This is a genomic window from Oceanicoccus sp. KOV_DT_Chl (assembly GCF_900120175.1).
GTDB lineage: Bacteria > Pseudomonadota > Gammaproteobacteria > Pseudomonadales > Dasaniaceae > Oceanicoccus.
The window spans coordinates 611,000-635,565 of sequence record NZ_FQLF01000001.1 but is presented as its reverse complement, the minus strand read 5'-3'; the positions used below and the strand labels follow the sequence as shown (position 1 = coordinate 635,565).

Genomic DNA, 24,566 nt, shown 5'->3' with positions numbered 1-24,566 from the left:
ACCGCTACCACCGATTACAAGCACAGGGCTGCTAGATGAGCGCACATATTTTAATTGCCGATGATGATGTCGAACTCTGTCAATTGTTGACAGACTTTCTACAGCTGGAAGGGTTTATCATAACGTCTGTTCACAATGGCGATGTCGCCGTGAGTGAATTTCAAACTAAAAAATATGATTTGATGGTACTGGACATTATGCTTCCAGGGCGCCAAGGGCTGGATGTATTACGCTCTGTAAGAACACACAGCGATCTGCCTATCGTTATGTTGACTGCCCGTGGCGATGACACTGATAGAATTTTGGGACTGGAATTGGGTGCCGACGACTATGTCCCCAAACCTTGTAACCCAAAAGAATTAGCTGCCCGGGTCCGCGCTGTTTTGCGTCGCGCCAATAACAGCACCCAACAAAAGACTCCCAGCGTGTTATCGACTGGTGATTTATTACTGGATACAACCCGCCGCGAACTTTATTACCAACAACAAGCAATCCATCTAACTTCTACAGAATTTGAAATCCTGCAATTACTGATGCAGCGCGCTGGCAGCGTGGTCGACAAAGAGAATATTTCCAGCGAAGTGCTCAAGCGAAAACTAGCGGCCTATGATCGCAGCATAGACGTCCACATTAGCAATATACGAAAAAAGTTAGGCCAATTTGGTGTCGATGATGACTTGATAAAAAATATTCGTGGCGTGGGCTATCAATTTACCCAAGCTATTAAAGTTGATGAAACCTAACTATTAGCCACTGCCAATGAATCGGTTATTTTTTAAAATATTTATTGGCTTCTGGCTAATTACTATTACCGTATTACTTTCGATGCTGGCCGCTACTCGCTATAGCGATGAATTTGAAAAGAGTGATCAACCCTCCGCCTACGAATTAGGCAAAGCAGCGCAAGGAATTCTAAGCCGCACCGCCGACATCGCCCGGGACCGCAGTCCCAAAGAACTCGACCTATGGTTAGTCGGCTTACCTAGCATCCACTCCGTCAATGCTTACATTATTAATTTGCAAGAGCCCAAACGTTCAACCCCTGTGCCAGACGATATCAGGTTACTCGCGGAAAAAATCACTCTGGAACAACCGACGCTAGTAACCAAAACAGAGAACGTCTCTCTTTACGGCCGAATGTTAATACGAGACCAGCAAGCGATCTCAAAATTATTAATTGCCACGCCACTGCCCCCGTCGCCTTTTGTTTATTTTTTTACAAAATACATTTGGTTTCGCTTATTAGTGGGCATATTGGTTAGCGGTATAATTTGTTTTTTTATGGCGCGTTCAATTACCCGCCCCATTATCGCACTTAGAAAAGCAACGCAGCAGCTTGCCAATGGCAATTTGAATTTTCGCTTTGAGGTTAACAAACTCGCCAATGATGAAATATCCGAATTAGGTCATGACTTTAACAATATGGCGCAGCGACTCGAAAAAACCCTCGAAGAGCAGAAACAACTGGTAAGGGATATATCTCATGAATTACGCTCTCCGCTGGGTCGTATTCAGGCGGCATTAGCACTTGCTCAGCGCAAGCACGGAGAAGACACTGCCGAACTGGAAAGGGTTGAAAAAGAATGTGAACGGCTGAATGCGCTTATCAGCCAACTTCTGGTCATGCCTAATTACAGCCAGGAACTGACCGACTGTATTGACTTAGTAGGCCTGCTCCATGGCATTGCTAGTGATGATCAACTGGAAGCAGAGTTAAGCCACAAGGTTATTGAAATAATCAGCGATTGTGATGAATTGCTCTACACCACTTCCGGCGGCCTGCTGTGGCATGCCGTTGATAACTTAACTCGCAACGCATTGCGACACACACCAGCCAACACCAAGGTAAGCCTGATACTCACCTACAACAAACCCCAAGGGGAAATAACCATTACTGTTAGAGATCAGGGTAATGGTGTACCTGAAGAGTCCCTGGAGAAAATTTTCCTGCCCTTCTATCGCGAAGAAACCGCCCGCAGCCACCAAAATAACGGCGGTCACGGGCTAGGACTGTCGATTGCCAGCCGCGCTATCCAACATCATGGCGGCAATATTAAAGCGCAAAATATTCAGGGCGGTTTTGAATTTGTTATTACGCTACCCGACTCACTGATTGTAGAGGCCTAGCGCGCAACCGACTACCTGGGTAAATCAACACACAAACTTTGCTCAAAATGTAATACATTCAAAAAAATCCCCGACCGAGCCAAAACTATCACCGTTACCCCAGCTATCACTAGTCACATCATTGCCCGTCATATAAAAAACCGCATCATCAGCAAGAACAGCGCGCTCACCATCGCGAGCAAACGATGAAGTTATAGCCGGCAGCAACGCCCCCTCATCAGCCAAGCGCTTGGTACTCAAGTTGACCGTAAGCATTTGCAGACCTTGAATAGAATTGCATCCATCCCATCCTCGCAAGGGGAAAGCCACTCGCACCGAAAAGGCATCAGCTTGCGGTAATAGGCTGATAGCATGATGTTGATATAAAGCCTCGCTGTAATAACTATTAAGTAACAGCACATCGCGACTAGCCGGATGAGCTATATCACTAACATCGAACAACTCTACTTTAACTTGCCCAAAACCAAGCTCTGACTCACCAATACCCAATAGCGTGTCATCATCCAAAGGTTGCAATAACGTGGAAAACCCCGGCACTTCAAGCTCGCCCGTTATCACTGGCAAATCCGGATCACTTACATCAATAATATAAAACGGATCGGTTTGCAGAAATGTAACCACATACGCCCTTGACTTAACAAACCGGACAGCAAAAATATCCTCACCAGGCTTACCAATTTTTTTTGACTGCTGCTCATTAGGAATTTGTGAGCGCTGCTGTAACGACTGGCTTGATGAGTCTTCTGAAAAAATTGATAAATAATGATTGAACTCACGACCTGTATCTTCATCCCAAATGGACACCGTGCTCACAACTCTCAAGTCATTATCAAACTCACTCATCCGAAAATGACTATTATTCACTCCCAAACCACCAGGTACCGAACCGCTACCTGAATACTCGACCTCATCATTTTTATATGAAAATTTATGGATAAATGATTGTGCATTTTGCGCATCATACTGGCTGAGATACACTGCCTTGCCAGAAGCATAAAAGCCACTGGTATCACCATTAAAACAAAGTGAATTAACCGCATCCGGTTTGGCTAAATCAATTGCGCTAACGATAGTTATAAAACTACTATTTGGTTCTTCAATTGGAGCAACATAGCAATCTGTCGCAGCCAGTAACGGACTTTGGGTACCGTTAATTTTTAGGAAGGGCAAGTAATCAGCTAGCTCTACTTCCTCACTCATTACCGATACCTTAAATCGATTGACGATGTAGAGATTGCCCTCAACCTTTCTGGAGTTCAGTAAATTACCTTGCATAATAATACTGGAGAGAAAATCAGGGGATAACTTATCACTGACGTCATAAACAAAAATGGATATTTCTCCCTCTTGCCATAATTGCGGACTGAACCACGTATGCCAGAGTAAATCATCCCCCACTTGCGTGATAACAATTAAACGTTGCCCTTCCAAATAAATACCTTCGATTTTGTCATTTACGGGTAAGATAATTTCAGCCACCTCGCTGCTACTGGGGGTAGCAGTTTCAGTCTGATAAATTTTTACCCGCGCCCGCTTATCATCTCCACTAAACCGCTGCAGCTCTGCAACATATAAAAATTCTCCATCAAATTTTACCCGGTCGGCCTCATCGACATTACTCTCGATTAAATTGGTTTGCGAAAACAATGCATCTTCAGCAGTGCCAACAGTCGGCTCACTGAGTTCATCTGTATTGGTATTGGCCGCCAAAAATACTGCGCTAGCTGTTGTTCCGTTTCCACCTGAACCAAATAACCGGAATTATTATTACCGCCATCGCCGGTCCCACTGGTACCGCCGCTACAGCCCGGTAAAATCAATAAAAGACTAGTAAGAAATAGATACTTCCGCTGCCATATTAACTTCATGCTAACTCCTGGAATAAATCGGGTTCCATTGATTCTTCGATATAGTAAATGCCTAATCCCGCGCGCATCCTGCCACTACCTTCAATACCCGGGTTGCTGTCTCTGTCACGCGAGATCAGAAAGCTTTCAATTTCCGCAAGTAATTCGCTACTGCGCTGATGACAAAGTGTTTTTAACTGAGGAATAACTTCTGCAGGTAAGTTGTCGAAAACTGTACTCAGTTGCAGTCTATTTTCTTCTGGCTGTGAGAGGTTAACGCTGAGGGTGTTTAGCAAATCAGAACTCGCTTCACCCATCATCGCCAAGCGTTCCAAATCGGATTTATGAGGGATATACACTTTTCGGGTAAGCTGGAGCGCGCGCCCCCGCCAAGTTACGGCTTCGACCCTTAGCAATTCATCCAGCGTTGCCCTGCTGGTCATATTGCCACTGTAGCTAGCTACTAGCTCTGCAAATTGCTCGATATTCAATAAAGCAGGTTTTTTCTGCTCATTAAGAAATCGTTGGTCGTTACACCAACCGCTAATAACACGACTCAGCCGGGAGGTTTCAGGCATGACTTCCAATTCATCGGGCTGCCGAAGTCGTGCCACTTCCTTTCGATGCATACCTGTCAATACGGCAATTCTGGAAGTACTTTGCTTGCGTCCCTCCAGAGTGAATTCACGCTCTGCGACATCCACGTAGGCACGCTTGGCGAGCTCAATGAACTCATCAACGCCAACGCCATAGTTCATCATTATTCTGACAAGTGGCCGAAGTAATCGAAATAAAGCGTTAACAGCTGAATATTTAATGTCCATGAGGCGATTTAAACATACATTTCATTATTTGGGAATATTTTCACAAAAATATTGAGTCTTTTTTAAATCTACATACCGTCATGAACATGACGTGGACCAGTGAGCAGGAGATAGTCATATAGTTTGTATTATTGCTATACTCATATAGCTTTTAACCTAAACGACCATTAACTGAACAAGTATTATGACTCTCACCAAACTGACGACCTCTCTAGTATTATTGGCCGCATGCACTCAGCCCAATACGGTTTTAGCCTATACCGATGCCGAAATTGACCAGATGCTGAACATCCTGCGAGAGGAAAATGAAGCCTTAAAACAGGAAATCCAACAACTTAAAGCTAATGATGAGCAGCAGCCAGTGCTGCAGGAACGTCAGGTCAAAGCCCGCCCTAGCCAACAGAAATACCCACAGTCAACAGATAAATCAGTACATAATCAAAACAGCCGGATAAGTCTAAATGGCTTCATCTCCGCCAGTGCCACCCAATCCGACCCCGCAGTGGGTGACCAAAATGTCAGTTACCGGGATGATATAAGCTTTGATACGGATAGCATTGCCGGCTTGCAAGCCCGATTTAAACTTAACGAAAAGACTGACATTACCATCCAAATGGTCGCTAGAGGGGCTGAAGACTGGGAGCTAGAGACCGAGTGGGCTTTTATCAGCCATGAAGTAACTGACGCCCTAACACTTCGAGCCGGACGATTACGACTCCCTTTATACTTATTTTCGGAGTCATTAGAGATTGGGCTCAGCTACCCTTGGGCCAGACCACCAAGCGACTTTTACGCGCTGCCCATTAATAATTACGAAGGCGTAGACGCTTTATACAACGTCGCATTCGGTGACTGGATCCATCAGTTTCAATTCTTTGCTGGCAGTGACAACCAAAGCAGCTACGATACCAATGACTTTTACGGAGCGAACATCACCTCCAGTAGCGGTGCATGGACGCATCGCGCTAGCGCTTTTACATTTGATATCGAATTTTCCAGTTTTGGCGGCAGAGACTTGCCTGAAAACATTAATGATGGCGGGACTTACTACACGTTAGCCAGTATGTATGATGATGGTAACTGGCTACTAGTAACAGAAATTTCCATCTACGATACCGATCAAACAGAGGTTTTCAGAGATACTGATGCGGGATACATCACCATCGGGCGTTATCTGGGTGAGTGGCTCCCTCATATCACCATCGGAAAATCCTACACCACCAATGAACCTGATTTTACCCCCTACCCTACATTTTCAAATGGCAGAGCGTGTCTGGGTACTGAAGTTGCAGGAAACTGTTTTGGCGCAGTTGTTGATACTAAAGAATTATCAGGTTTTGTTACTACAGACCCACTTAATTTTACTAGCACCGCTTATTCCCTAGGGCTTCGCTATAACCTGTCACCCAATACTAGCGCCAAAATCGAGTGGAATCACTATACCGAGCTCGACAACACAGCCGGTACCTGGAACAGATTACGCTTTACCGGTGAGGCTGATGAGATCGACGACATAGATATCTACTCTATCGTATTGGATGTGGTGTTCTGATGTATAAACGAGCCCACACATTTCAGTTTCCGCGTCACCCAAGAACATCATGCTTACGAAAACATGCTGCCGCTTTATGCATGTTACTTTCTAGCCAGCTTTTCGCCGGCGTCAATGTCGTTGTTCATCGCGATGCAAATATTGATGCCATTACCCCTGCACAAGCCGCTAATATTTTTCTCGGGAAAACGAAAAACCTGCCAACCGGGCAATTAGTTATACCCATTGATCAAGCCAGAACCAGTACCGTCCGTATTGAGTTTTACGATAAGCTGATTAATAAAAACCAGAATCAGCTAAACGCATATTGGGCGAGACAAGTCTTCACAGGAAAAAGCCAACCACCCAATCAGGTTAATGATGACGATGAAATAAAATTACTGATTGGTAACAACCCAAGTATGATTGGCTATATGGACAGCAGTAATGAAGACCCTATGGTTAAAGTGATTTTACATATACCCTGACCCTGCTGCTATAACCCAGACGAGCCCACTCAATTTAAACCCGGAACAAATTGAAACACCAGATAGAAAACTGAGCTGCCAAGCTAAACCATGCTGCGACTATAAACTCACCTCGCCATTCCAATTATTTTTATATCACCAACTTTGCCAGTAACTCATAACTAAAACCCCGGTACTGCATAAACCGCAGCCGCTTGGTTTTTTCCTGATAACTTCCCGCTCGACGATCGCCAAACTTTCGACGATAAACTTCTGCAGCCAAGCACTCCCACTCAGCATCGGAATCATCCAGGTATATAGACAACAGATCCGCGTCAATTTTTTTTTGCTCAAGCTCCTGACGAATTCTCAGTGGCCCCTTACCCTTTGCTTTGCGGCCATTGATAAACGACTCAACAAAGCGCTCATCACTTTGTAAATTTTCTTCAGCGAGCTGCAGACACTGCTGCTTAATCAAGTTGTCTAACTCGCATGCCGCATCATCGTTATTTTCAATATCGGCGCTGGTAGAATTAGAAGGGAATTTACGACGGAGCTTAGCGTACAGCTCATGAAAGGAATGTTCGCGACGAGCAAGCAAATCCATTGCCGCTCGTCGAATATCAACAGGTCGAACTTCAGACATTAAAGGTACCGATTGCTATTCAACCGCTTCGGCTTCTTCAACAACATGCAACTCTGGTGCAACTTTGGTACCCAATAACTCCTGCCGCAATTTAGATTCAATCGCCTCGGCAATATCAGGATTATCCTGTAAGAATTTAGCAGCATTCGCCTTCCCTTGACCAATTTTATCACCGTTATAGGCATACCATGCGCCAGACTTATCAATCAAACCTTGCTTGACCCCTAAGTCAATTACCTCTCCCATGCGGTAAATACCTTTACCATAGAGGATCTGAAACTCAGCCTGCTTAAAGGGTGGCGAGACCTTATTTTTAACCACTTTCACTCGAGTCTCATTACCAATAATCTCATCGCCATCTTTAACCGCACCGGTACGACGAATATCCAAACGAACAGAAGCATAAAACTTTAAAGCATTGCCACCAGTGGTAGTTTCAGGCGAACCGAACATCACACCAATTTTCATTCGAATTTGATTAATGAAGATAACCAGACAATTTGCATTTTTGATGTTGCCCGTCATTTTACGCATCGCTTGCGACATCATGCGGGCAGCAAGCCCCATATGAGAATCACCAATATCACCTTCAATTTCAGCCTTAGGCGTTAATGCAGCCACCGAGTCAATGACAATGACATCTACTGAACCTGAACGCACCAGCATATCCGCAATTTCCAAGGCCTGCTCACCTGTATCCGGCTGGGATACCAGCATATCGTCGATATCAACCCCCAGTTTTTCTGCATAGCTGGGATCAAGCGCGTGCTCAGCATCGATAAACGCACAGGTCGCACCGTTTTTCTGTGCCTCAGCAATAACACTGAGTGTCAAAGTGGTTTTACCAGAGGACTCTGGCCCATAAATCTCAACAATCCGGCCCTTCGGTAGGCCGCCAATACCCAAAGCGACATCCAGACCTAAAGAACCGGTAGAAATTGCCGGTATCGCTTCCCGCGACTCTTCACCCATCTTCATGATGGAACCTTTACCAAATTGACGTTCTATTTGCTGTAAGGCTGCTTGCAGGGCTTTTTCTTTATTGGTATCCATAATGATCTCTCTCGTTCTTGTTAGGCGTTAGTCTTAATATTCTTAAAAAGCTGTGGTCAGGCACGAATTAGTCAATGTAACATTATGTAATCCGCGGCGGGTACCCAACCGAATATTTACTGTGTAGCCCGATTTCAAAGTACTGTACACATAAACAGTATGGTAGGCAAACTTTTTTTCTTCTGCAAGTATTATTCGCCCATAAATACGTCCATCAAGCACAGAACGCACCAGAAGACACTGATTAGATAATCACCAGCCAGCAAATTTAATCTATACTACTTTGGCCAGGTAATTCAATGTGATCTAACCCGATATAAGACTGCCCATGAGTCAACGCCAACAACAGCAGCAAGATATCCTGTTGCAGCTATCAAGAATTCTGGTCGAAGACCCGGAAAACCTTGATCAATTTTGGCAATCGCTGTCGCGTTTAGCTGCTAACCACCTTGAAGCTGATCTCATTTCTGTATGGCTGGTAACAGCAAGCCCGGAAGGTGATATCAACCATTGTATTTGTGAATACAATAAACCGAATAACTGTTATACCGACCTGAATAAGGTCAATTATGATTTTAAATTAAGCTGTTACCCGCTTTATATGACCGCGCTCAACGCAGAACGTGTGCTGGCACTGGATGATTGCCGTTCAGATCCAAGAAGTATTGAACTGTTAGAACAATTTTTTATCCCCGACAACACCTACTCGATGTTAGACGCCACTATTCGCACCCAAAGTAACTATATAGGTCACATCAGTATTGAACACAATCATCACCAGCATCACTGGAGCGAAAACGAAATTGCCTTCGCATCGGCACTGTCGGATCAAGCGGCCATCGCCATACTGGAAAATCAACGCGCATTACTCAATCTACAAAAATCCCGACAACTGCAGCGCATAAAAAAACAACAAGCTGCCATCGCCGAACTAAGCCGCAGACAAACCACCATAGATGGTGATCTTGACAAAACTGCTACCCATATCTGCCACCTTATCAACCAGGTGCTGGACTCTCAAATTGTTACTGTATGCCTTACTGACGACAATGATTTTTTTCGTGTTGTTTACGAAATTGATGCCCGTGAAAAATGCGAAAAACGTATTAATAGACTTCCCTGTGACTACCAGCAAAAGGAATATCAGCACTACTTTTCAATACTAGAAAAACAAGAGGTTATTGTCAGCGATGATACGCTCAATGACCCGCAACTGAAAGAATTTTACACGCAACATGTTAAATTCAATATTCAGGCTTCTATTGATGCTGCCATTCGCGCACAAGGGAAACTTATTGGTTTTGTCTGCTGCGAGAAAACTCAAAATACTTATCAATGGCATGAAGATGAAGTGGCTTTTATCCGCAATATGGCCGATATTTTTTCGCAAGCTCATATGAACAACGCATTGCGCACGGCCAAGCAAGAAGCCGAGCAAGCCACGCAGCAAAAGAGTATTTTTCTTGCCAATATGAGCCATGAAATACGCACCCCAATGAATGGTATTTTAGGTATGGCTGAGATTGCCATGGGAACAGCCTTGTCGTCTCAACAAGCGACTTATATTGAAAATATAATTACTTCAGCCGAATCTTTATTGTCACTTATTAATGAAATTTTGGACTTATCTAAAATTGAGAGTGGTGCCCTCGAAATCGATATTCACGAGTTTGATGTTCGGGAACTCATTGCAGACGTTTGTACAATTTTTAACATCAATTCCAATCAGCACATAAACTTGCAAGTTAACATTGATAACAATGTCCCTAAACGTATTAATAGCGACTCTCTCAGATTACGACAAATCCTGATCAACTTGCTAAGCAATGCTTTTAAATTTACCGATAGCGGCGCTATCAATCTGCAATGTTCAATCGCAAAGGACAATCACATTCGGTTCAGTGTTAAAGATACCGGTATTGGCTTTGACCCCCACAAAAGAGATTTACTATTTAAAAGCTTTACCCAAGCAGACACCTCAACTGCTCGCGAATATGGCGGTAGCGGCCTCGGTCTCAGTATTTCAAAAATGCTCTGTGAATTACTCGGAGGGAGCATCAGTGCTAACAGCAAGCTCGGCGATGGTGCTGAGTTTTGGTTTACTATTGTCAACCAAAAGCAGGCGGAACGCAGCACTAAAACTTACCGCACACCGCTAACCATTACCCCCATTGCTAATTTCAAACCCGACCAGTTTCATTTATTGGTCGCTGAAGACAACGACGTGAATCTATTAGTGTTAACCACGCTACTCACGAATATGAACTTTAGCTTTGACACCGTAAAAAATGGCGAACTTGCTATTGATGCAGTTAGGCGACAACACTACGATCTGGTACTTATGGATTGCCAAATGCCGGTAATGGATGGCTTTGAAGCCACCCAGCAGATCCGCAAACTACCCAACTCAAAAGCAGCAACTAAAATTATTGCACTGACCGCAAACGCAATGGATAGTGATAGGGATAAATGCCTGGATGCTGGAATGAATGACTATCTTTGCAAGCCCTATAAAGCGAATGACTTACTGACGCTTATTCAGCATGTATTAACTCAGCCATAAGTGATTATCCCCAACAGGTTAGTCCAGCTTGTCAGTTAACTCACTGGATTACTCCAAGAGATAACAGTTATCACGATGAATACGCAGCAACGTTTATTTTCCCGCTATATTTCAGAGCTAAGACCAGGCACTTTGCAATGGATTGGGCTACGCCCAGCCCACAAAACAGATATGCGGTTAACAGATCACGTCAATGCACTAAAAGGCTTAGGACTTGAAGGTGATCACCGCTGCAGTAAAACACCCGGCTCTGCTCGACAGGTCACTTTAATTTCAACCGAATACATCCAACAGATCGCACACTTCTCCGGCATCCCCAACATCAAACCGGCAACTTTACGTCGCAATTTGGTTGTTAGCGGCATTAACCTCAACGCCATGCGTTATCAGCAATTCACTATTGGCGACGCCCTGTTTGAGGCAACCGCCCTATGTCACCCATGCGCCCGGATAGAACGAGCACTCGGCCGTGGCGCTGTTGCCGCCATGCTAGGCCATGGCGGACTGTGCTGTAAAATCCTGATATCCGGCACTATAAAAATTGGCGACGCCGTCATTCCGGTAATGCCGCATAACCTATAATACAAACCCTCGTATTTAACTTAATTATTGACTACCCTTATCAATAACAGTCCTTAATCAACCTTTTTATTTAGAGACACCATGGCCAACACTATTGCAAGTTGTACGTTTTCACCGCTCGGCGCCATGAGCTTACTTTCCAAAAGCGAAGTTGCACATTTACTCGACACCAGTCAGGGCGGCCTCTATAAACTATTCCGCAATTGCTGTTTGGCTGTATTAAATTGCGGCAGTCAAATAGATGATTGCAAAACCTTACTTGAAGAATATAAAGATTTTGATATTCGCATTGTTGAACAGGAACGCGGTATCAAACTGGAACTATCAAATGCCCCGGCAGAGGCATTTGTCGATGGCGAAATTATTCAGGGCATTCGCGAGCACTTAGCGACCGTAGTAAGAGACATTCTCTATGGCCGCGAACTTATTCATCAGTTTGACCTTAATCATATCGGTGATCTTACTGATGTGGTTTTTCACTTACTGCGTAATGCCGGTGTACTCAAAGCAGATCAGGAACCTAATCTGGTTGTGTGCTGGGGAGGCCACTCCATCAGCCGAAAAGAATATGATTACAGCAAAGAGGTGGGCTATCAATTAGGCCTACGCAACATGGACGTGTGTACTGGCTGCGGCCCCGGAGCAATGAAGGGCCCGATGAAAGGCGCCACCATTGGCCGAGCCAAACAACGTACTGGAACTGGTCGCTACATTGGTATTACGGAACCCGGCATCATTGCCGCAGAATCCCCTAACCCTATCGTCAATCAATTAGTCATTTTACCCGATATTGAAAAGCGGCTTGAAGCCTTCATCCGCTGCACGCACGGCATCATTATCTTTCCTGGCGGTGCAGGTACGATGGAAGAAATTCTGTATCTATTAGGCATACTGCTTCACCCAAGTAACGCTGAACAACCTATTCCCATCGTGCTTACCGGGCCAGCTAGTGCTGCAGAATATTTCGCTCAGGTTGATGGATTTATTCACCACTCCTTAGGCGAGGAGGCGCAATCCCGTTATCAAATAGTTATCGATGACCCCGCCGCAGTGGCCAAGATAATGACAGCCGGTGCTCTTGATGTCAGAAATTATCGCAAACAACATGGCGATGCCTATAATTTTAACTGGATGCTACATATCGAGCCTGAATTCCAGCAACCCTTTAACCCTACCCATGAAAATATGAATGGTCTTAATCTGTACAAAGAACAGCCGGTGTATCAACTGGCAGCTAATTTACGTCGTGTTTTCTCGGGGATTGTGGCAGGCAATGTAAAAGAAGAAGGTATACGCGCGATTGAACAGCATGGTCTATTTGAAATTCAAGGCGACAAAAGTATTATGGAGCCGCTGGACCAATTGCTAAAAAGCTTTATTCTTCATAACCGAATGAAACTTCCCGGCGCAGCGTATAACCCTTGTTACCGCATACTGGATTAACATTACTAACAACTCGCTCAATCTGGGCTCACATTTTTATTCATTCTGGCGGTGCGCGCAAAAAAATCCGCCAGTTCCAACGCCGGTTGTGGCCGACTAATTAAGTAGCCCTGTAACTCTTCACAACCATACGAACGTAACCATTCTGCCTGCGTTTCCGTTTCTACACCTTCAGCAATGACCTTCAAGCCAAGGTTGTGAGCGAGATCGATAATAGTTCTGACAATGGCCAGGTCTTTAGTATCTGTGGGTAAATTTTTAATGAAAGCCTGATCAACTTTAAGCTTATCAATTTTAAACCGTTTTAAATAAGTCAGCGAAGAGTAGCCAGTACCAAAATCGTCGATCGATAAATTAAGTCCAAGCGCTTTTAGCTGCTCTAAAATATCAATACAGTGCTCAGTATTTTCTACCATCACCCCTTCAGTAATTTCAAATTCAATAAAAGCAGGATCAACGCCACTAGCTGTTAACAACTGAGCGACAGTTTGCACAAAATTATGGTGAAGAAATTGCTTTGGCGAGATATTCACGGCAACGACACAATCTAACACACCGGCTTGCTGCCACCGCTTGGCTTGTTCACAGGCCTGTTTAATAACCCACTCACCAATGCTGACAATTAATCCGGTTTGTTCGGCAATGGGAATAAAATCTATCGGCGGTACCATACCGCGATGCGGCGACTGCCAGCGAATTAACGCCTCGACCCCCACCAACGTTCCCGTTTGCGCACAAATCTGCGGTTGGTAGAACAACACCAGCTCTTCATTAGCAATCGCAGCCCGAAGATCACTTTCAATAGCCAACCAGCTTTGTTCTGCAAGCCTCATATCGTCCTTAAAACGCAACGGTTCACCGCTACCGTGACGGCTAATCCTTGAAAGTGCTGCATCGGCATCCTGAATCAATGCGCTCACGTCCTTTTCGTCATCAGGATACTGCACATAACCAATAGCAATCGAGATATAAAACTCCGAACCCTTCGCTATTAATGGTCGTTCAAATCGACGCAGCAATTGCTTAATTAAACCAGTCATCGCGGGTGCATTAGCAATAAAGCCAAAACTGGCTCCCTCAAATCGAAACGCCTGAGCTTGCTCTCCACCATACTCCTTCACCACTTCGCACAGCGCCTCACCCACCGCACGGATAATCGCATCACCCACGCCATAGCCATGACCGGCGGTAATCACGTTAAAGCGATCAATTTTGATTAACCCTACAGTAAATTGTTCATTCCCAGCAGCCAAAGCCGCCACGCCCTCCTCAAACTGTTGTCGATTTTGCAAGCCAGTCAGTGCGTCGTGGTAGGCTAAAAACCCCAGCTTATTTTGTGCCTGCATATACCTATCGAGGTAGAAAGCGACCAGCGCTGCCACCAACAGGATTACCAAACTAAACAGGCCTACCAAACGGGTTGTGAATTGGGTATTGGTTTCTACCAAACTCGCGGTACCTATGACCTCCGCCTGAATTCGAGCACGCATCTCATCTAACAAGGGCGTTATCTGGCGCCCAAGATTACTGATCGACGCAAGCTGATCACGGGATAAGTCCCAGTCAATCCTATTGCTGGACAATGTTTGATCGAGGCTTTCAGCTTGCAAATGGATCTCATCACAAATTTGCCGAATATCATTCAGTATTGGTCTATTTTCGGGGATTAATGTCAGCGAGTGAAAGGCCTGTTCCAGCACACGATGTATGCTTTCATGACGGCGGGTCATTTCCTGTTGATCAGTCGTCGCGTAGTACTCGTAGAGGATACGCTCATACTCGATAACACTGACTTTAACGGTGCTTATATCATCAAGCAGCGGCACATTCTTTTCTAATAGTTCTTTGGAGGTCGCATCGATTGCCCGACCGGAAATCAGAATAGTGATGGATAAGCCTATACCCAATAACACCATAACTGCATAAATACCAAAAATTTTATTGCGAATGGGCAAGCAGATGCTCCTCAATTTAGGCGCGAATATATTTCATTATAGTCAGCTTAGAGCTATCAGCGACTATACGCATACCCAGAATTATATTTTTGTTAAATTAGCAGCAAATTATCTCTAGAGACCAAAATTATAGTATCGTAACCACAGTAACACCCTAATAAGTTAACCAATGGATCCAGATATTATGAGCAGCTCTGACAGCTATGTTCCACCTAAAGTTTGGCAATGGGATACTAACGCTGAAGGTGGTAAATTCGCCAATATCAATCGCCCCGTCTCGGGTGCCACCTTCGAAAAAGAATTATCCGTGGGTAAACACCCGCTACAACTGTATTCGCTCGCCACGCCCAATGGTATTAAAGTCACCATTATGCTGGAAGAGTTATTAGCTCTGGGAAAAACTGCTGCTGAATACGATGCCTGGCTGATTAATATTTTAGAGGGAGAACAATTTGGTACAGGCTTTGTTGCTGCAAACCCAAACTCAAAAATTCCTGCATTATTCGATCACAGTACTACCCCGCCTACCCGGGTGTTTGAATCCGGCGCGATTCTGTTGTATCTAGCTGAAAAATTTAATGCTTTTTTACCTAGTGACTCGGGACTCAGAGCCGAATGTTATTCCTGGCTTTTCTGGCAAATGGGCAGCGTCCCTTATCTAGGTGGTGGCTTCGGGCATTTCTACGCTTACGCACCCGAAAAATGGGAATACCCTATCAACCGCTTTACCATGGAAGTGAAACGCCAACTGGATGTATTAGATCAACGGCTTGCCGGGCACCGGTTTCTCTGTGGTGATGAATACACCATCGCCGATATGGCTAACTACCCCTGGTATGGTGGTTTAGTGATGGGAAAACTGTATGAAGCAGCAGAATTTCTTGATGTGCAATCATACAAAAATGTGCTGCGCTGGGCAGAAGAGATTCGACAAAGGCCTGCCGTTAAACGTGGTAATAGGGTCAACCGTATCTGGGGGGATGATGATAACTATGTGGCGGAGCGCCACGATGCCAAAGATCTGGACTAGTCTTCAACAATAGCTGGACAGCCTGTACGGCAAATCACACTACGCATAATTCAATCCTATTATGCGTAGTGCTTTAAATCTGTAAACCCGTTTATCCAAAATGGGCAAAACAAATTTTATTACCATCCGGGTCGCGAAAATAAGCACCATAAAACATATCAGGGATACGTTGCCCTGGCTCACCTTCACAGCTTGCCCCTATCGCAATAGCCTTTTTATAGAGTGTATCTACTGCTTCTTTTGAGCCCGGGGTAATAGCGATCATATTACCATTACCCGGCTCAGCAGCTTGCTCATTGTATGGCACGCAAAGACTTAGCATAGTGCCGCCATCTTCTGCACCGATAAATGCAATGCGCCCCATATCCATAGTTAATTTTGCGCCAATATCTGACAAAAGCTCTATGTAAAATGCTTTTGCTTTTTCCATATCACTAACACCAATGGTGACATATCCGATCATACCAACCTCCTGCTATTGCCCAACTATAGTTCCCATAACATTCTAGCCATGAGCCAAATTCGAGTGCACAATCTGGCAGAATAAATACAGTCATGCAAGCGCCGAATAAAAGAAGTTCATCTATACTAATAAGAACATTAATAGTTGTTAAGTTTACCGCGACTGCCAAGTCAGTGACATTCATACTCAGAGATTACACTATGCCCAACGACAATCCTGCAGACAGCGCAGTAAGTAACACAGAAACTACAGCAACGGCACCAGAGTTTTTGCTAAGCGAACAACTACCAGACCTTGCTGAACTTCTCCCTGCAGCACTGCAGCCCGGATGGCAATTAATTGCGCAGCACTCACTGTTGGCTGCATTACTTATTATTTTCATTGCCTATCTGTTCGCGGTAGCTTGCCGTTCATTGCTCGTGAATTTACTGGGGCGACTTACCAGCTTCACCCAATCCGCCATCGATGACGCTATCTTGCATGACTTGAGAAGACCGGTATTTGTCTCCGTATTTTTCTTTGGTGTATCGTTGGCAGTAATGGTTGCCAAACTACCGGTAGGCACTTCAGTCCTTATCAACCTATTAGTCTCACTCATCGTCGCCAGCTGGATGGGCGCGGCGGTCAGAATATCGAGTTTATTATTAGACGCTTTTAGCGGCGATCACCGTTTTAAATTTGTAGAAACCCGAACGGTACCGCTGTTTGATTTGACCAGTAAATTGCTCATTATTATGATTGGCAGCTATATGCTGTTAATGATTTGGGGAATCAATCCCATTGGCTGGCTAGCTTCAGCGGGCATCGCCGGTTTAGCGATTGGCTTCGCGGCCAAAGATACTCTTGCCAATTTATTCTCTGGTTTTTTTATAGTCGCAGATGCACCTTACAAAATTGGTGATTATATTAACCTGGATTCAGGGGAACGAGGCAAAGTATGCGCCATTGGTTTGCGTAGCACGCGGCTACTGACCAGAGACGACGTTGAAATCACTATTCCCAACGGTGTTATCGCCAATGCAAAAATTATTAATGAAAGCGGCGGCACAGAAACCTTACGAATTCGTATTGTTGTAGGTGTCGCTTATGGCTCTGACGTTGATCAGGTAGTTAATTTATTAATACAAGTAGGAAGAGACAATCCGGATCTAAGTAATGACCCGGAACCAAAAGTTCGCATGCGAGGATTTGGCGCTTCCAGTCTGGATTTTAATTTAATGGGCTGGATTACCCGCCCTGAAGACCGCGGGCGCATCTCCCACGATTTATATATGGCGATCTATAAGACATTTGCAGAAAACCATATTGAAATTCCTTATGCCAAGCAGGACTTATATATTAAAGAGTGGCCGACACAGGAATAACTAAGCGCTACTTTTAGGGCTTCGCCATCTGCAAAATTTTACGCCACTCATCAGCTGTCACTGGCTGCACCGATAAACGTCCCTGCTTGAGCAGCATCATTTCTGACAGTGCCGGTGTTGCCTTCAAAGTTTTAAGCGAAACCACTTCTTTAAATCGAGACTTAAAACTCAGATCAACACAAAACCACCGTGGCTTATCTGCAGTAGATTTTTCATCATAATACTTTGATTGTTTGTCAAACTGTGCCGGATCACTATAGGCTCCACGCGTCACTATCGCTGTACCTGCAACCCCAGGCACCTTGCAACTACTGTGATAAAAAAAAACAAAATCACCCTCCCGCACCTGATCACGCAGAATATTACGCGCCTGATAATTACGAATTCCGTCCCAACAACCACTACCGGATGGCTCGGCGGCCAGATCATTAATACTGTACTCATCGGGTTCAGATTTAAAAAGCCAATAGTTCATCACACTCTCTTTATCACAGGCAATAAAAAAGGGTAGCTTACGCCACCCCTTTTTATAATGGAATCTAGATCGTGAACTAAGGCAAATAACTTTCGCCCATCAAAAACTTATCCACTTCACGAGCTGCACGACGACCTTCATCAATTGCCCATACAATCAAACTTTGACCACGACGACCATCACCAGCGGCAAAAATGCTCGGCTTACTGGTCGCAAACACATCGTAGTCAGCCTTGATATTTGAACGTGGGTCCGTCTCCAAACCAAACTGCTCGACCAGGCCACCTTCTGGACCCATAAAGCCCATCGCCAATAACACGATGTCAGCAGGGTGAACTTTTGCACTACCTGCCACTTCCTGCGGAATCATATGACCTTCCGGCGTTTTAACCCACTCAATATCTACCGTATGCACCGCTTTAACATTGCCATTACCATCGTCCTCGATCTTGGTAGTCTGCACTAAATAATTACGTGGATCGCCACCCTGTACAGCAATTGATTCTTCCTGGCCATAATCAATCAGCAAACGCTTTGGCCATTGCGGCCAAGGGTTATTTGGCTGTCTTGATAACGGTGGCTGCGGCATAATTTCGAGCTGAATTACATTCTTGCACTTATGGCGCAATGACGTACCTACACAGTCAGTACCGGTATCACCGCCACCGATAACAACAACATTTTTACCTTCAGCGCTGATGTAATTACCGTCTTTGTGTTCACTATCCAACAAACTCTTGGTATTCAAACGCAGGAAATCAACAGCGAAATGAATACCGTTTAACTGCCGGCCCTCGGCCTGCAAATCACGCGGCACAGTCGCACCAACACACAACACAACCGCATCAAAATCCTGTTCAATTTTTTCTGCAGTAATATCTTTTCCTACTTCGGTATTGGTAACAAACACTACACCTTCTTCGGCCAGCAAATCCACCCGACGCTGCACAATTTCTTTCTGCAGTTTCATATTTGGAATGCCGTACATCAACAAGCCGCCAATACGATCAGCGCGTTCAAACACAGTGACCATATGACCCGCTTTATTCAACTGCGCAGCAGCAGCCAAACCGGCAGGGCCTGAACCAATCACGGCCACAGTTTTACCACTGCGTTTAACTGGCGGTACAGCAACGACCCAACCTTCTTCAAAAGCACGATCAATGATAGCGACTTCATGTAACTTGATCGTTACCGGGTCGGCATTAATACCCAATACACATGCACCTTCACACGGCGCAGGACACACACGCCCAGTAAACTCGGGAAAATTGTTAGTTTTATGCAATAAGTCTACTGCATCTTTCCAGCGACCTTTGTAGATCAAATGATTCCACTCAGGTATAAGATTGTTAACCGGGCAACCTGCGACAGCCGGCGCATATTTTGAGACAGCCGACTGACAAAATGGCACGCCGCAATCCATACAACGTGAAGCCTGCTTCTCAATAGCGGGCGTTTCCATATGCTCATGAACTTCCTGCCAATCGATCAATCGTTTAGCCGGATCACGATCTTCCGGTAACGCTCTTGCTACTTTCATAAAACCAGTGGGATTACCCATAATTCTTTCTCCTATTCAGCTCAGGCTTTTTGAGCCGCCAGGTTTTCTAAATGCATGTCGAAAGCTTCGACAGCCACTTCATATTCAGTCTCGAACTTGCCAGTTTCGCGCGCCTTGTCCATATACAATTGCATCTGCTTGTAATCGATAGGCATCACTTTCACAAAACGTGTAATGGCATTATCCCAGTCAGCTAATAGCTCTTCAGCGACATCCGAGCCGGTTTCTTCCTTGTGCTCCTCAATCAAGGCTTTTAAGTCCGCAATATCTTCCGGCTTTTGCAATGGCTCAAGCTCAACCATTTCCATATTACACTTGCTGGCAAAAGTACCATCTCGATCGAACACATACGCGATACCGCCAGACATACCTGCAGCAAAGTTACGCCCCGTTTCGCCAAGGACTATCGCCTTGCCACCCGTCATATATTCGCAACCGTGATCACCAACGCCTTCAACTACAGCCGTCGCACCTGAGTTACGTACACAGAAACGTTCACCAGCGACACCACGGATAAAGGCTTTACCACCGGTTGCACCGAAGAACGCAACATTACCAATCAAGATATTGTCGCGAGGTGAAAAGGGTGCGTTTTTAGCGGGATAAACCACCAGATGCGCACCGGACAAACCCTTACCAAAATAATCGTTGGCATCGCCCTCTAACTCCAAGCGCACGCCTTTAGCAGAGAAACAACCAAAACTCTGTCCCGCAGAACCATTAAATTTCACGGTAATGGTGTCTTCGGGTAAACCTTCAGCATTATATTTTTTCGATATCTCATTCGATAGCATTGCGCCAATGGTACGGTCAGTATTAACCACATCATATTCAAGCTTGACCGGAGTTTGATTCTCAATGGCTTCTTTCGCATCAATAATCATCTTGCGATCAATAATGTCGTGAATTAAATGCTTCTGCTCGATTGAACAATACAGTGTTTGATCAGGCGCGCCCTCTTCCTTATATAGCAGCGACGACAAATCAACGCCTTTGTATTTCCAGTGATCGACATCCTCGCGTACTTTCAAGCTTTGGGTTTGACCCACCATTTCATTCACTGTGCGATAGCCGAGCTCTGCCATCAACTCACGTAAACCTTCAGCCAACAAAGTAAAGAAGTTAACAACAACGTCAACCTGACCGGCGAAGCGACTACGTAACTCTTTGTCCTGCGTTGCGATACCTACCGGGCAAGTATTCAAATGACACTTACGCATCATAATACAGCCCTGCACCACTAATGCCGCAGTAGCAATACCCCACTCTTCCGCACCTAACATCGCAGCTATGGCGAGATCACGCGGCGTACGTAGCTGACCATCCGTCTGTACCACGATACGGCTACGTAATTTATTGCGCACCAAAGTCTGATGAGTTTCAGCCAAACCTAATTCCCATGGCAGCCCCGCATGCTTGATAGAACTTAGCGGCGATGCGCCCGTACCGCCATCGTGCCCTGCGATCAAAACCACATCTGCATAGGCTTTACAGACGCCGGACGCGATCGTCCCAACACCCGCTTCAGAAACCAGCTTAACGTTAACGCGGGCATCTCTATTAGCATTTTTCAAATCGTAAATTAACTGGGCTAAATCTTCGATGGAATAAATATCGTGGTGTGGCGGCGGTGAAATCAAGCCAACACCTGGTGTTGAACCACGGGTGCGACCGATCCACGCATCTACTTTATGCCCTGGTAGCTGACCGCCCTCACCGGGCTTAGCACCCTGCGCCATTTTGATTTGTAACTCTTGCGCATTAGCCAGATAGTGGCTAGTAACACCAAAACGGCCTGATGCGACCTGCTTAATAGCAGAGTTCATGGAATCGCCATTTTCCATTGGAGTAAATCGAATCGGGTCTTCACCACCCTCACCACTATTACTCTTACCGCCAATACGATTCATCGCCATTGCCAAAGTAGTGTGAGCTTCCCAGGAAATAGAACCAAATGACATCGCCCCTGAAGCAAATCGTTTGAAAATGTTTTCTACTGGCTCCACCTCTTCTAGCGGAATCGATTTATGACCCGATTGAAATTCCAGCAAGCCACGGAGTGTCAGCGCTTGTTTTGCCTGATCATCGATAACTTCGGCATATTCCTTAAACATAGCCTTGTCATTGCTAGCAGAAGAATGCTGCAATAAACGAATTGTCGTAGGGTTAAACAACTGGCTCTCACCATCGTGACGCCAGGCATACTCGCCACCGGTTTTCAGTAGGTTATCAACAGCAATTCGGCTTTCAGTAGGGAAACCTTCACGATGACTGAGCAGCGCTTCCTGCGCAATTTGGTCCAGAGAAATACCTTCAATACGACTAATGGTTCCAGTGAAATAGGTATCAATAACTTCGCGATTAATCCCCAGCGCTTCAAAGATTTGCGCACCTTGATAGGATTGTAGTGTCGAAACACCCATTTTCGAGAAAATTTTCAATAGCCCGCTGTTAACTGCTTTCACATACTTGCTAACAACCTGTTCGTTAGATAACTCAGTAGAAATAACACCCTCGTCACGCAGCTCGTACATAGACTCGAACGCAAGGTAAGGGTTTACTGCAGCTGCGCCATAACCAAGAACGGTGGCAAAATGATGCGTTTCACGTACATCACCGGCTTCTAAAATAAGGTCAGTTTTGGCACGCAAACCTTCGCGGATTAAATAATGATGCACCGCAGCAGTCGCTAACACTGACGGGATGGCTGCATGATCGGTATCAACAGCGCGATCGCTCAACAGCAGCAAAGTATAACCGTCGTTAACCGCATCTTTGGCATACTGGCACACTCTATCCAAAGCCGACTTTAACTCGCCGGGCTTGCCGCTTGCCTTAAACGTAATGTTGATCGTTTGCGACTGTAAATGATTGTGATCAATATGTTTTAACTTATTAAACTCCTCATTTGTCAGTACCGGCTGATCAATTTCGAGCTTGTGACAATGCTCAGGAGTTTCTTCAAGTAAGTTAGGTGAATTACCCACATAACCACGCAAGGACATCACCAACTCTTCACGAATAGGATCGATCGGTGGGTTGGTCACCTGTGCGAATAATTGTTTGAAGTAAACAGACAATTGTTGGGGGCGATCAGACAACACGGCCAATGGCGTATGCGTACCCATTGAACCCAAAGGTTCTTTCGCTGTTTCTATCATCTGGGTAAAGATGATATTCAGGTCTTCATTACTGTAACCAAACGCTTTTTGCAGTCGTCTTAGGCTGGCAGCAGCTGGCTGCACCCGGGTGGACGCTGGGGTAGGCAGATCGCTTAGTAAAATTTTATTTTCAGCCAACCACTGACCATATGGCTGGGCTGAGCTGATTTCTTTCTTGATTTCATCATCACTGATGATGCGACCTTTCTCTAGATCGGCGACAAAAATCTTGCCGGGCTGTAAACGCCCTTTCTGAACCACGGTTGATTGATCAACACACAGCGCACCTGTTTCAGAGCCCATGATCAACGTGCCGTCATCAGTCACCAGATAACGTGATGGCCGTAAACCGTTGCGGTCAAGGGTAGCACCAATGATTTTACCATCGGTAAATGACAAGGATGCCGGACCATCCCAAGGCTCCATAACGCAGGCATAATATTCATAAAAAGCGCGCTTCACAGGGTCCATGTTTTCCTGTGTTTGCCATGCCTCTGGTACCAACATCATCATAACGTGTGGTAGCGAACGTCCGCTCAACACCAATAATTCAATGGCCATATCCAGGTTAGCTGAATCAGAGTTACCACGATTACAAATCGGCGTTAACATTTTTAGCTCGGCGTCACTAAAATTTATGGACTTAAACATCGCTTCGCGCGCGTTCATCCAATTAATATTGCCTTGTACAGTATTGATTTCACCGTTATGCGCTAAATAGCGAAACGGCTGGGCCCGACGCCAGGCAGGAAATGTATTGGTTGAAAAGCGAGAATGGAACATCGCTAGACCGGACTTCACGTTATCATTTTGAAGGTCTAGATAGTACTGGCGTACCTGCGCGGTGGTGAACTGACCTTTGTAGACAACGGTGCTGGAAGATAAAGACGCGATGTAAAAAACATCAGCCTCGGCAGTGACTTTTTCGTTAATAGTATGCCCAGTGTATTTACGTAATACATACAGCTTACGATCGAATTCTTGCTGGGTAAGTCCGTCAGGCTTTTTAATAAAGACCTGTTCAATTTGTGGCTCTGACTCTACTGATGCAGCACCAAGCATCGAATTATCAGAAGGCACCGGGCGATAACCTAAAATTTCCAGCCCCAGCTCTGCAGCATTGGCATTAAAAACTTTGCGACAAGGCTCTAACAGCGTTTCATCTGCGGGGAAAAATATCATCCCAACGCCATATTCACCAGCATCAGGAACTGCTATGCCTAAACGCTCGCCTTCAGTAACAAAAAATTCATGGGGAATTTGAATCAGAATACCTGCACCATCACCACTGCGAACATCGAAGCCGGTCCCGCCACGGTGTTCCATGCAAGTCAGCATGGTTAGTGCATTCTCAATAATATCGTGCGACTTCTTACCTTTTAAATTGGTAACAAAGCCAATACCACAACTGTCGCGCTCAAATTCTGAACGATACAGACCACGAGATTGATTGTTCTTACTAGTCATATTT

At 45.2% G+C, this 24,566-nt stretch carries 18 protein-coding genes; 9 read left to right on the top strand and 9 right to left on the bottom strand.

The annotated features are described in order from the left end of the window. Window positions 1–35: 35 nt before the first annotated feature. Window positions 36–743 carry a response regulator transcription factor gene (locus UNITIG_RS02915; RefSeq protein WP_101757015.1) on the top strand — a complete coding sequence of 236 codons (708 nt, stop codon included), beginning with the start codon at window positions 36–38 and terminating at the stop codon, window positions 741–743. Between the two features lie 16 nt (window positions 744–759). Then, complete coding sequence (locus UNITIG_RS02910) at window positions 760–2,127, top strand: ATP-binding protein (protein ID WP_101757014.1); 1,368 nt, start codon at window positions 760–762, stop codon at window positions 2,125–2,127. A 42-nt stretch (window positions 2,128–2,169) separates the two neighbouring features. Here the strand turns inward: UNITIG_RS02910 and UNITIG_RS02905 are convergent, their stop codons facing one another. Both UNITIG_RS02905 and UNITIG_RS02900 read right to left on the bottom strand, forming a co-directional pair. Continuing rightward, complete coding sequence (locus UNITIG_RS02905; RefSeq protein WP_101757013.1) at window positions 2,170–3,837, bottom strand: beta-propeller domain-containing protein; 1,668 nt, start codon at window positions 3,835–3,837, stop codon at window positions 2,170–2,172. A 154-nt stretch (window positions 3,838–3,991) separates the two neighbouring features. After that, on the bottom strand, window positions 3,992–4,798 hold the full coding sequence (locus UNITIG_RS02900) for a DUF6502 family protein (protein ID WP_255399421.1): 807 nt from the start codon (window positions 4,796–4,798) through the stop codon (window positions 3,992–3,994). Between the two features lie 184 nt (window positions 4,799–4,982). On the opposite strand from UNITIG_RS02900, the gene UNITIG_RS02895 reads away from it, so the two are divergent. Both UNITIG_RS02895 and UNITIG_RS02890 read left to right on the top strand, forming a co-directional pair. After that, complete coding sequence (locus tag UNITIG_RS02895) at window positions 4,983–6,350, top strand: hypothetical protein (protein WP_101757011.1); 1,368 nt, start codon at window positions 4,983–4,985, stop codon at window positions 6,348–6,350. Window positions 6,351–6,430: 80 nt separating this feature from the next. Next, window positions 6,431–6,817: a phosphate ABC transporter substrate-binding protein gene (locus UNITIG_RS02890; RefSeq protein WP_101757010.1), complete on the top strand. Its 387-nt coding sequence runs from the start codon at window positions 6,431–6,433 to the stop codon at window positions 6,815–6,817. A 130-nt stretch (window positions 6,818–6,947) separates the two neighbouring features. On the opposite strand, the gene UNITIG_RS02885 is transcribed toward UNITIG_RS02890, so the two are convergent. Further along, window positions 6,948–7,442 carry a regulatory protein RecX gene (locus tag UNITIG_RS02885; protein WP_101757009.1) on the bottom strand — a complete coding sequence of 165 codons (495 nt, stop codon included), beginning with the start codon at window positions 7,440–7,442 and terminating at the stop codon, window positions 6,948–6,950. Window positions 7,443–7,457: 15 nt separating this feature from the next. Then, the gene (recA, locus tag UNITIG_RS02880; RefSeq protein WP_101757008.1) at window positions 7,458–8,495 is read right to left on the bottom strand and encodes a recombinase RecA; all 1,038 of its coding nucleotides are present in this window, start codon (window positions 8,493–8,495) and stop codon (window positions 7,458–7,460) included. Between the two features lie 328 nt (window positions 8,496–8,823). Between recA and UNITIG_RS02875 the strand changes: the two genes are divergently transcribed. From UNITIG_RS02875 to ppnN, 3 genes are all read left to right on the top strand, one after another. Next, complete coding sequence (locus UNITIG_RS02875; RefSeq protein WP_101757007.1) at window positions 8,824–11,058, top strand: response regulator; 2,235 nt, start codon at window positions 8,824–8,826, stop codon at window positions 11,056–11,058. Window positions 11,059–11,133: 75 nt separating this feature from the next. Beyond that, window positions 11,134–11,640: an MOSC domain-containing protein gene (locus tag UNITIG_RS02870; protein ID WP_101757006.1), complete on the top strand. Its 507-nt coding sequence runs from the start codon at window positions 11,134–11,136 to the stop codon at window positions 11,638–11,640. Window positions 11,641–11,721: 81 nt separating this feature from the next. After that, window positions 11,722–13,083 (top strand): nucleotide 5'-monophosphate nucleosidase PpnN, encoded by a 1,362-nt coding sequence (ppnN, locus tag UNITIG_RS02865; RefSeq protein WP_101757005.1) that lies wholly within the window; start codon window positions 11,722–11,724, stop codon window positions 13,081–13,083. Window positions 13,084–13,100: 17 nt separating this feature from the next. Here ppnN and UNITIG_RS02860 read toward each other — a convergent pair whose 3' ends face one another. Next, complete coding sequence (locus UNITIG_RS02860) at window positions 13,101–15,038, bottom strand: bifunctional diguanylate cyclase/phosphodiesterase (RefSeq protein ID WP_101757004.1); 1,938 nt, start codon at window positions 15,036–15,038, stop codon at window positions 13,101–13,103. 184 nt (window positions 15,039–15,222) lie between these two features. Between UNITIG_RS02860 and yghU the strand changes: the two genes are divergently transcribed. After that, window positions 15,223–16,068, top strand: a complete 846-nt coding sequence (gene yghU / locus UNITIG_RS02855; protein ID WP_101757163.1) for a glutathione-dependent disulfide-bond oxidoreductase — start codon at window positions 15,223–15,225, stop codon at window positions 16,066–16,068. A 91-nt stretch (window positions 16,069–16,159) separates the two neighbouring features. Here the strand turns inward: yghU and UNITIG_RS02850 are convergent, their stop codons facing one another. Beyond that, window positions 16,160–16,531, bottom strand: coding sequence for a VOC family protein (locus tag UNITIG_RS02850; protein ID WP_101757003.1), 372 nt, complete (start codon window positions 16,529–16,531; stop codon window positions 16,160–16,162). 200 nt (window positions 16,532–16,731) lie between these two features. On the opposite strand from UNITIG_RS02850, the gene UNITIG_RS02845 reads away from it, so the two are divergent. Further along, a complete protein-coding gene (locus tag UNITIG_RS02845; protein WP_101757002.1) occupies window positions 16,732–17,895 on the top strand; it encodes a mechanosensitive ion channel family protein in 1,164 nt (387 codons plus the stop codon). A 13-nt stretch (window positions 17,896–17,908) separates the two neighbouring features. On the opposite strand, the gene UNITIG_RS02840 is transcribed toward UNITIG_RS02845, so the two are convergent. From UNITIG_RS02840 to gltB, 3 genes are all read right to left on the bottom strand, one after another. After that, window positions 17,909–18,370, bottom strand: coding sequence for an EVE domain-containing protein (locus UNITIG_RS02840; RefSeq protein WP_101757001.1), 462 nt, complete (start codon window positions 18,368–18,370; stop codon window positions 17,909–17,911). 76 nt (window positions 18,371–18,446) lie between these two features. Beyond that, a complete protein-coding gene (locus tag UNITIG_RS02835) occupies window positions 18,447–19,934 on the bottom strand; it encodes a glutamate synthase subunit beta (RefSeq protein ID WP_101757000.1) in 1,488 nt (495 codons plus the stop codon). A 20-nt stretch (window positions 19,935–19,954) separates the two neighbouring features. Continuing rightward, window positions 19,955–24,562: a glutamate synthase large subunit gene (gene gltB, locus UNITIG_RS02830; protein ID WP_101757162.1), complete on the bottom strand. Its 4,608-nt coding sequence runs from the start codon at window positions 24,560–24,562 to the stop codon at window positions 19,955–19,957. Window positions 24,563–24,566: the final 4 nt, after the last annotated feature.

Coding starts and splice junctions, on each gene's coding strand:
- UNITIG_RS02890 (WP_101757010.1), top strand. CDS start 6,431: ATGTTACTTTCTAGCCAGCTTTTCGCCGGCGTCAATGTCGTTGTTCAT.
- UNITIG_RS02835 (WP_101757000.1), bottom strand. CDS start 19,934: ATGGGTAATCCCACTGGTTTTATGAAAGTAGCAAGAGCGTTACCGGAA.
- recA (WP_101757008.1), bottom strand. CDS start 8,495: ATGGATACCAATAAAGAAAAAGCCCTGCAAGCAGCCTTACAGCAAATA.
- UNITIG_RS02870 (WP_101757006.1), top strand. CDS start 11,134: ATGAATACGCAGCAACGTTTATTTTCCCGCTATATTTCAGAGCTAAGA.
- UNITIG_RS02900 (WP_255399421.1), bottom strand. CDS start 4,798: ATGGACATTAAATATTCAGCTGTTAACGCTTTATTTCGATTACTTCGG.
- UNITIG_RS02885 (WP_101757009.1), bottom strand. CDS start 7,442: ATGTCTGAAGTTCGACCTGTTGATATTCGACGAGCGGCAATGGATTTG.
- yghU (WP_101757163.1), top strand. CDS start 15,223: ATGAGCAGCTCTGACAGCTATGTTCCACCTAAAGTTTGGCAATGGGAT.
- UNITIG_RS02895 (WP_101757011.1), top strand. CDS start 4,983: ATGACTCTCACCAAACTGACGACCTCTCTAGTATTATTGGCCGCATGC.
- UNITIG_RS02875 (WP_101757007.1), top strand. CDS start 8,824: ATGAGTCAACGCCAACAACAGCAGCAAGATATCCTGTTGCAGCTATCA.
- UNITIG_RS02915 (WP_101757015.1), top strand. CDS start 36: ATGAGCGCACATATTTTAATTGCCGATGATGATGTCGAACTCTGTCAA.
- UNITIG_RS02840 (WP_101757001.1), bottom strand. CDS start 18,370: ATGAACTATTGGCTTTTTAAATCTGAACCCGATGAGTACAGTATTAAT.
- gltB (WP_101757162.1), bottom strand. CDS start 24,562: ATGACTAGTAAGAACAATCAATCTCGTGGTCTGTATCGTTCAGAATTT.
- ppnN (WP_101757005.1), top strand. CDS start 11,722: ATGGCCAACACTATTGCAAGTTGTACGTTTTCACCGCTCGGCGCCATG.
- UNITIG_RS02910 (WP_101757014.1), top strand. CDS start 760: ATGAATCGGTTATTTTTTAAAATATTTATTGGCTTCTGGCTAATTACT.
- UNITIG_RS02850 (WP_101757003.1), bottom strand. CDS start 16,531: ATGATCGGATATGTCACCATTGGTGTTAGTGATATGGAAAAAGCAAAA.
- UNITIG_RS02845 (WP_101757002.1), top strand. CDS start 16,732: ATGCCCAACGACAATCCTGCAGACAGCGCAGTAAGTAACACAGAAACT.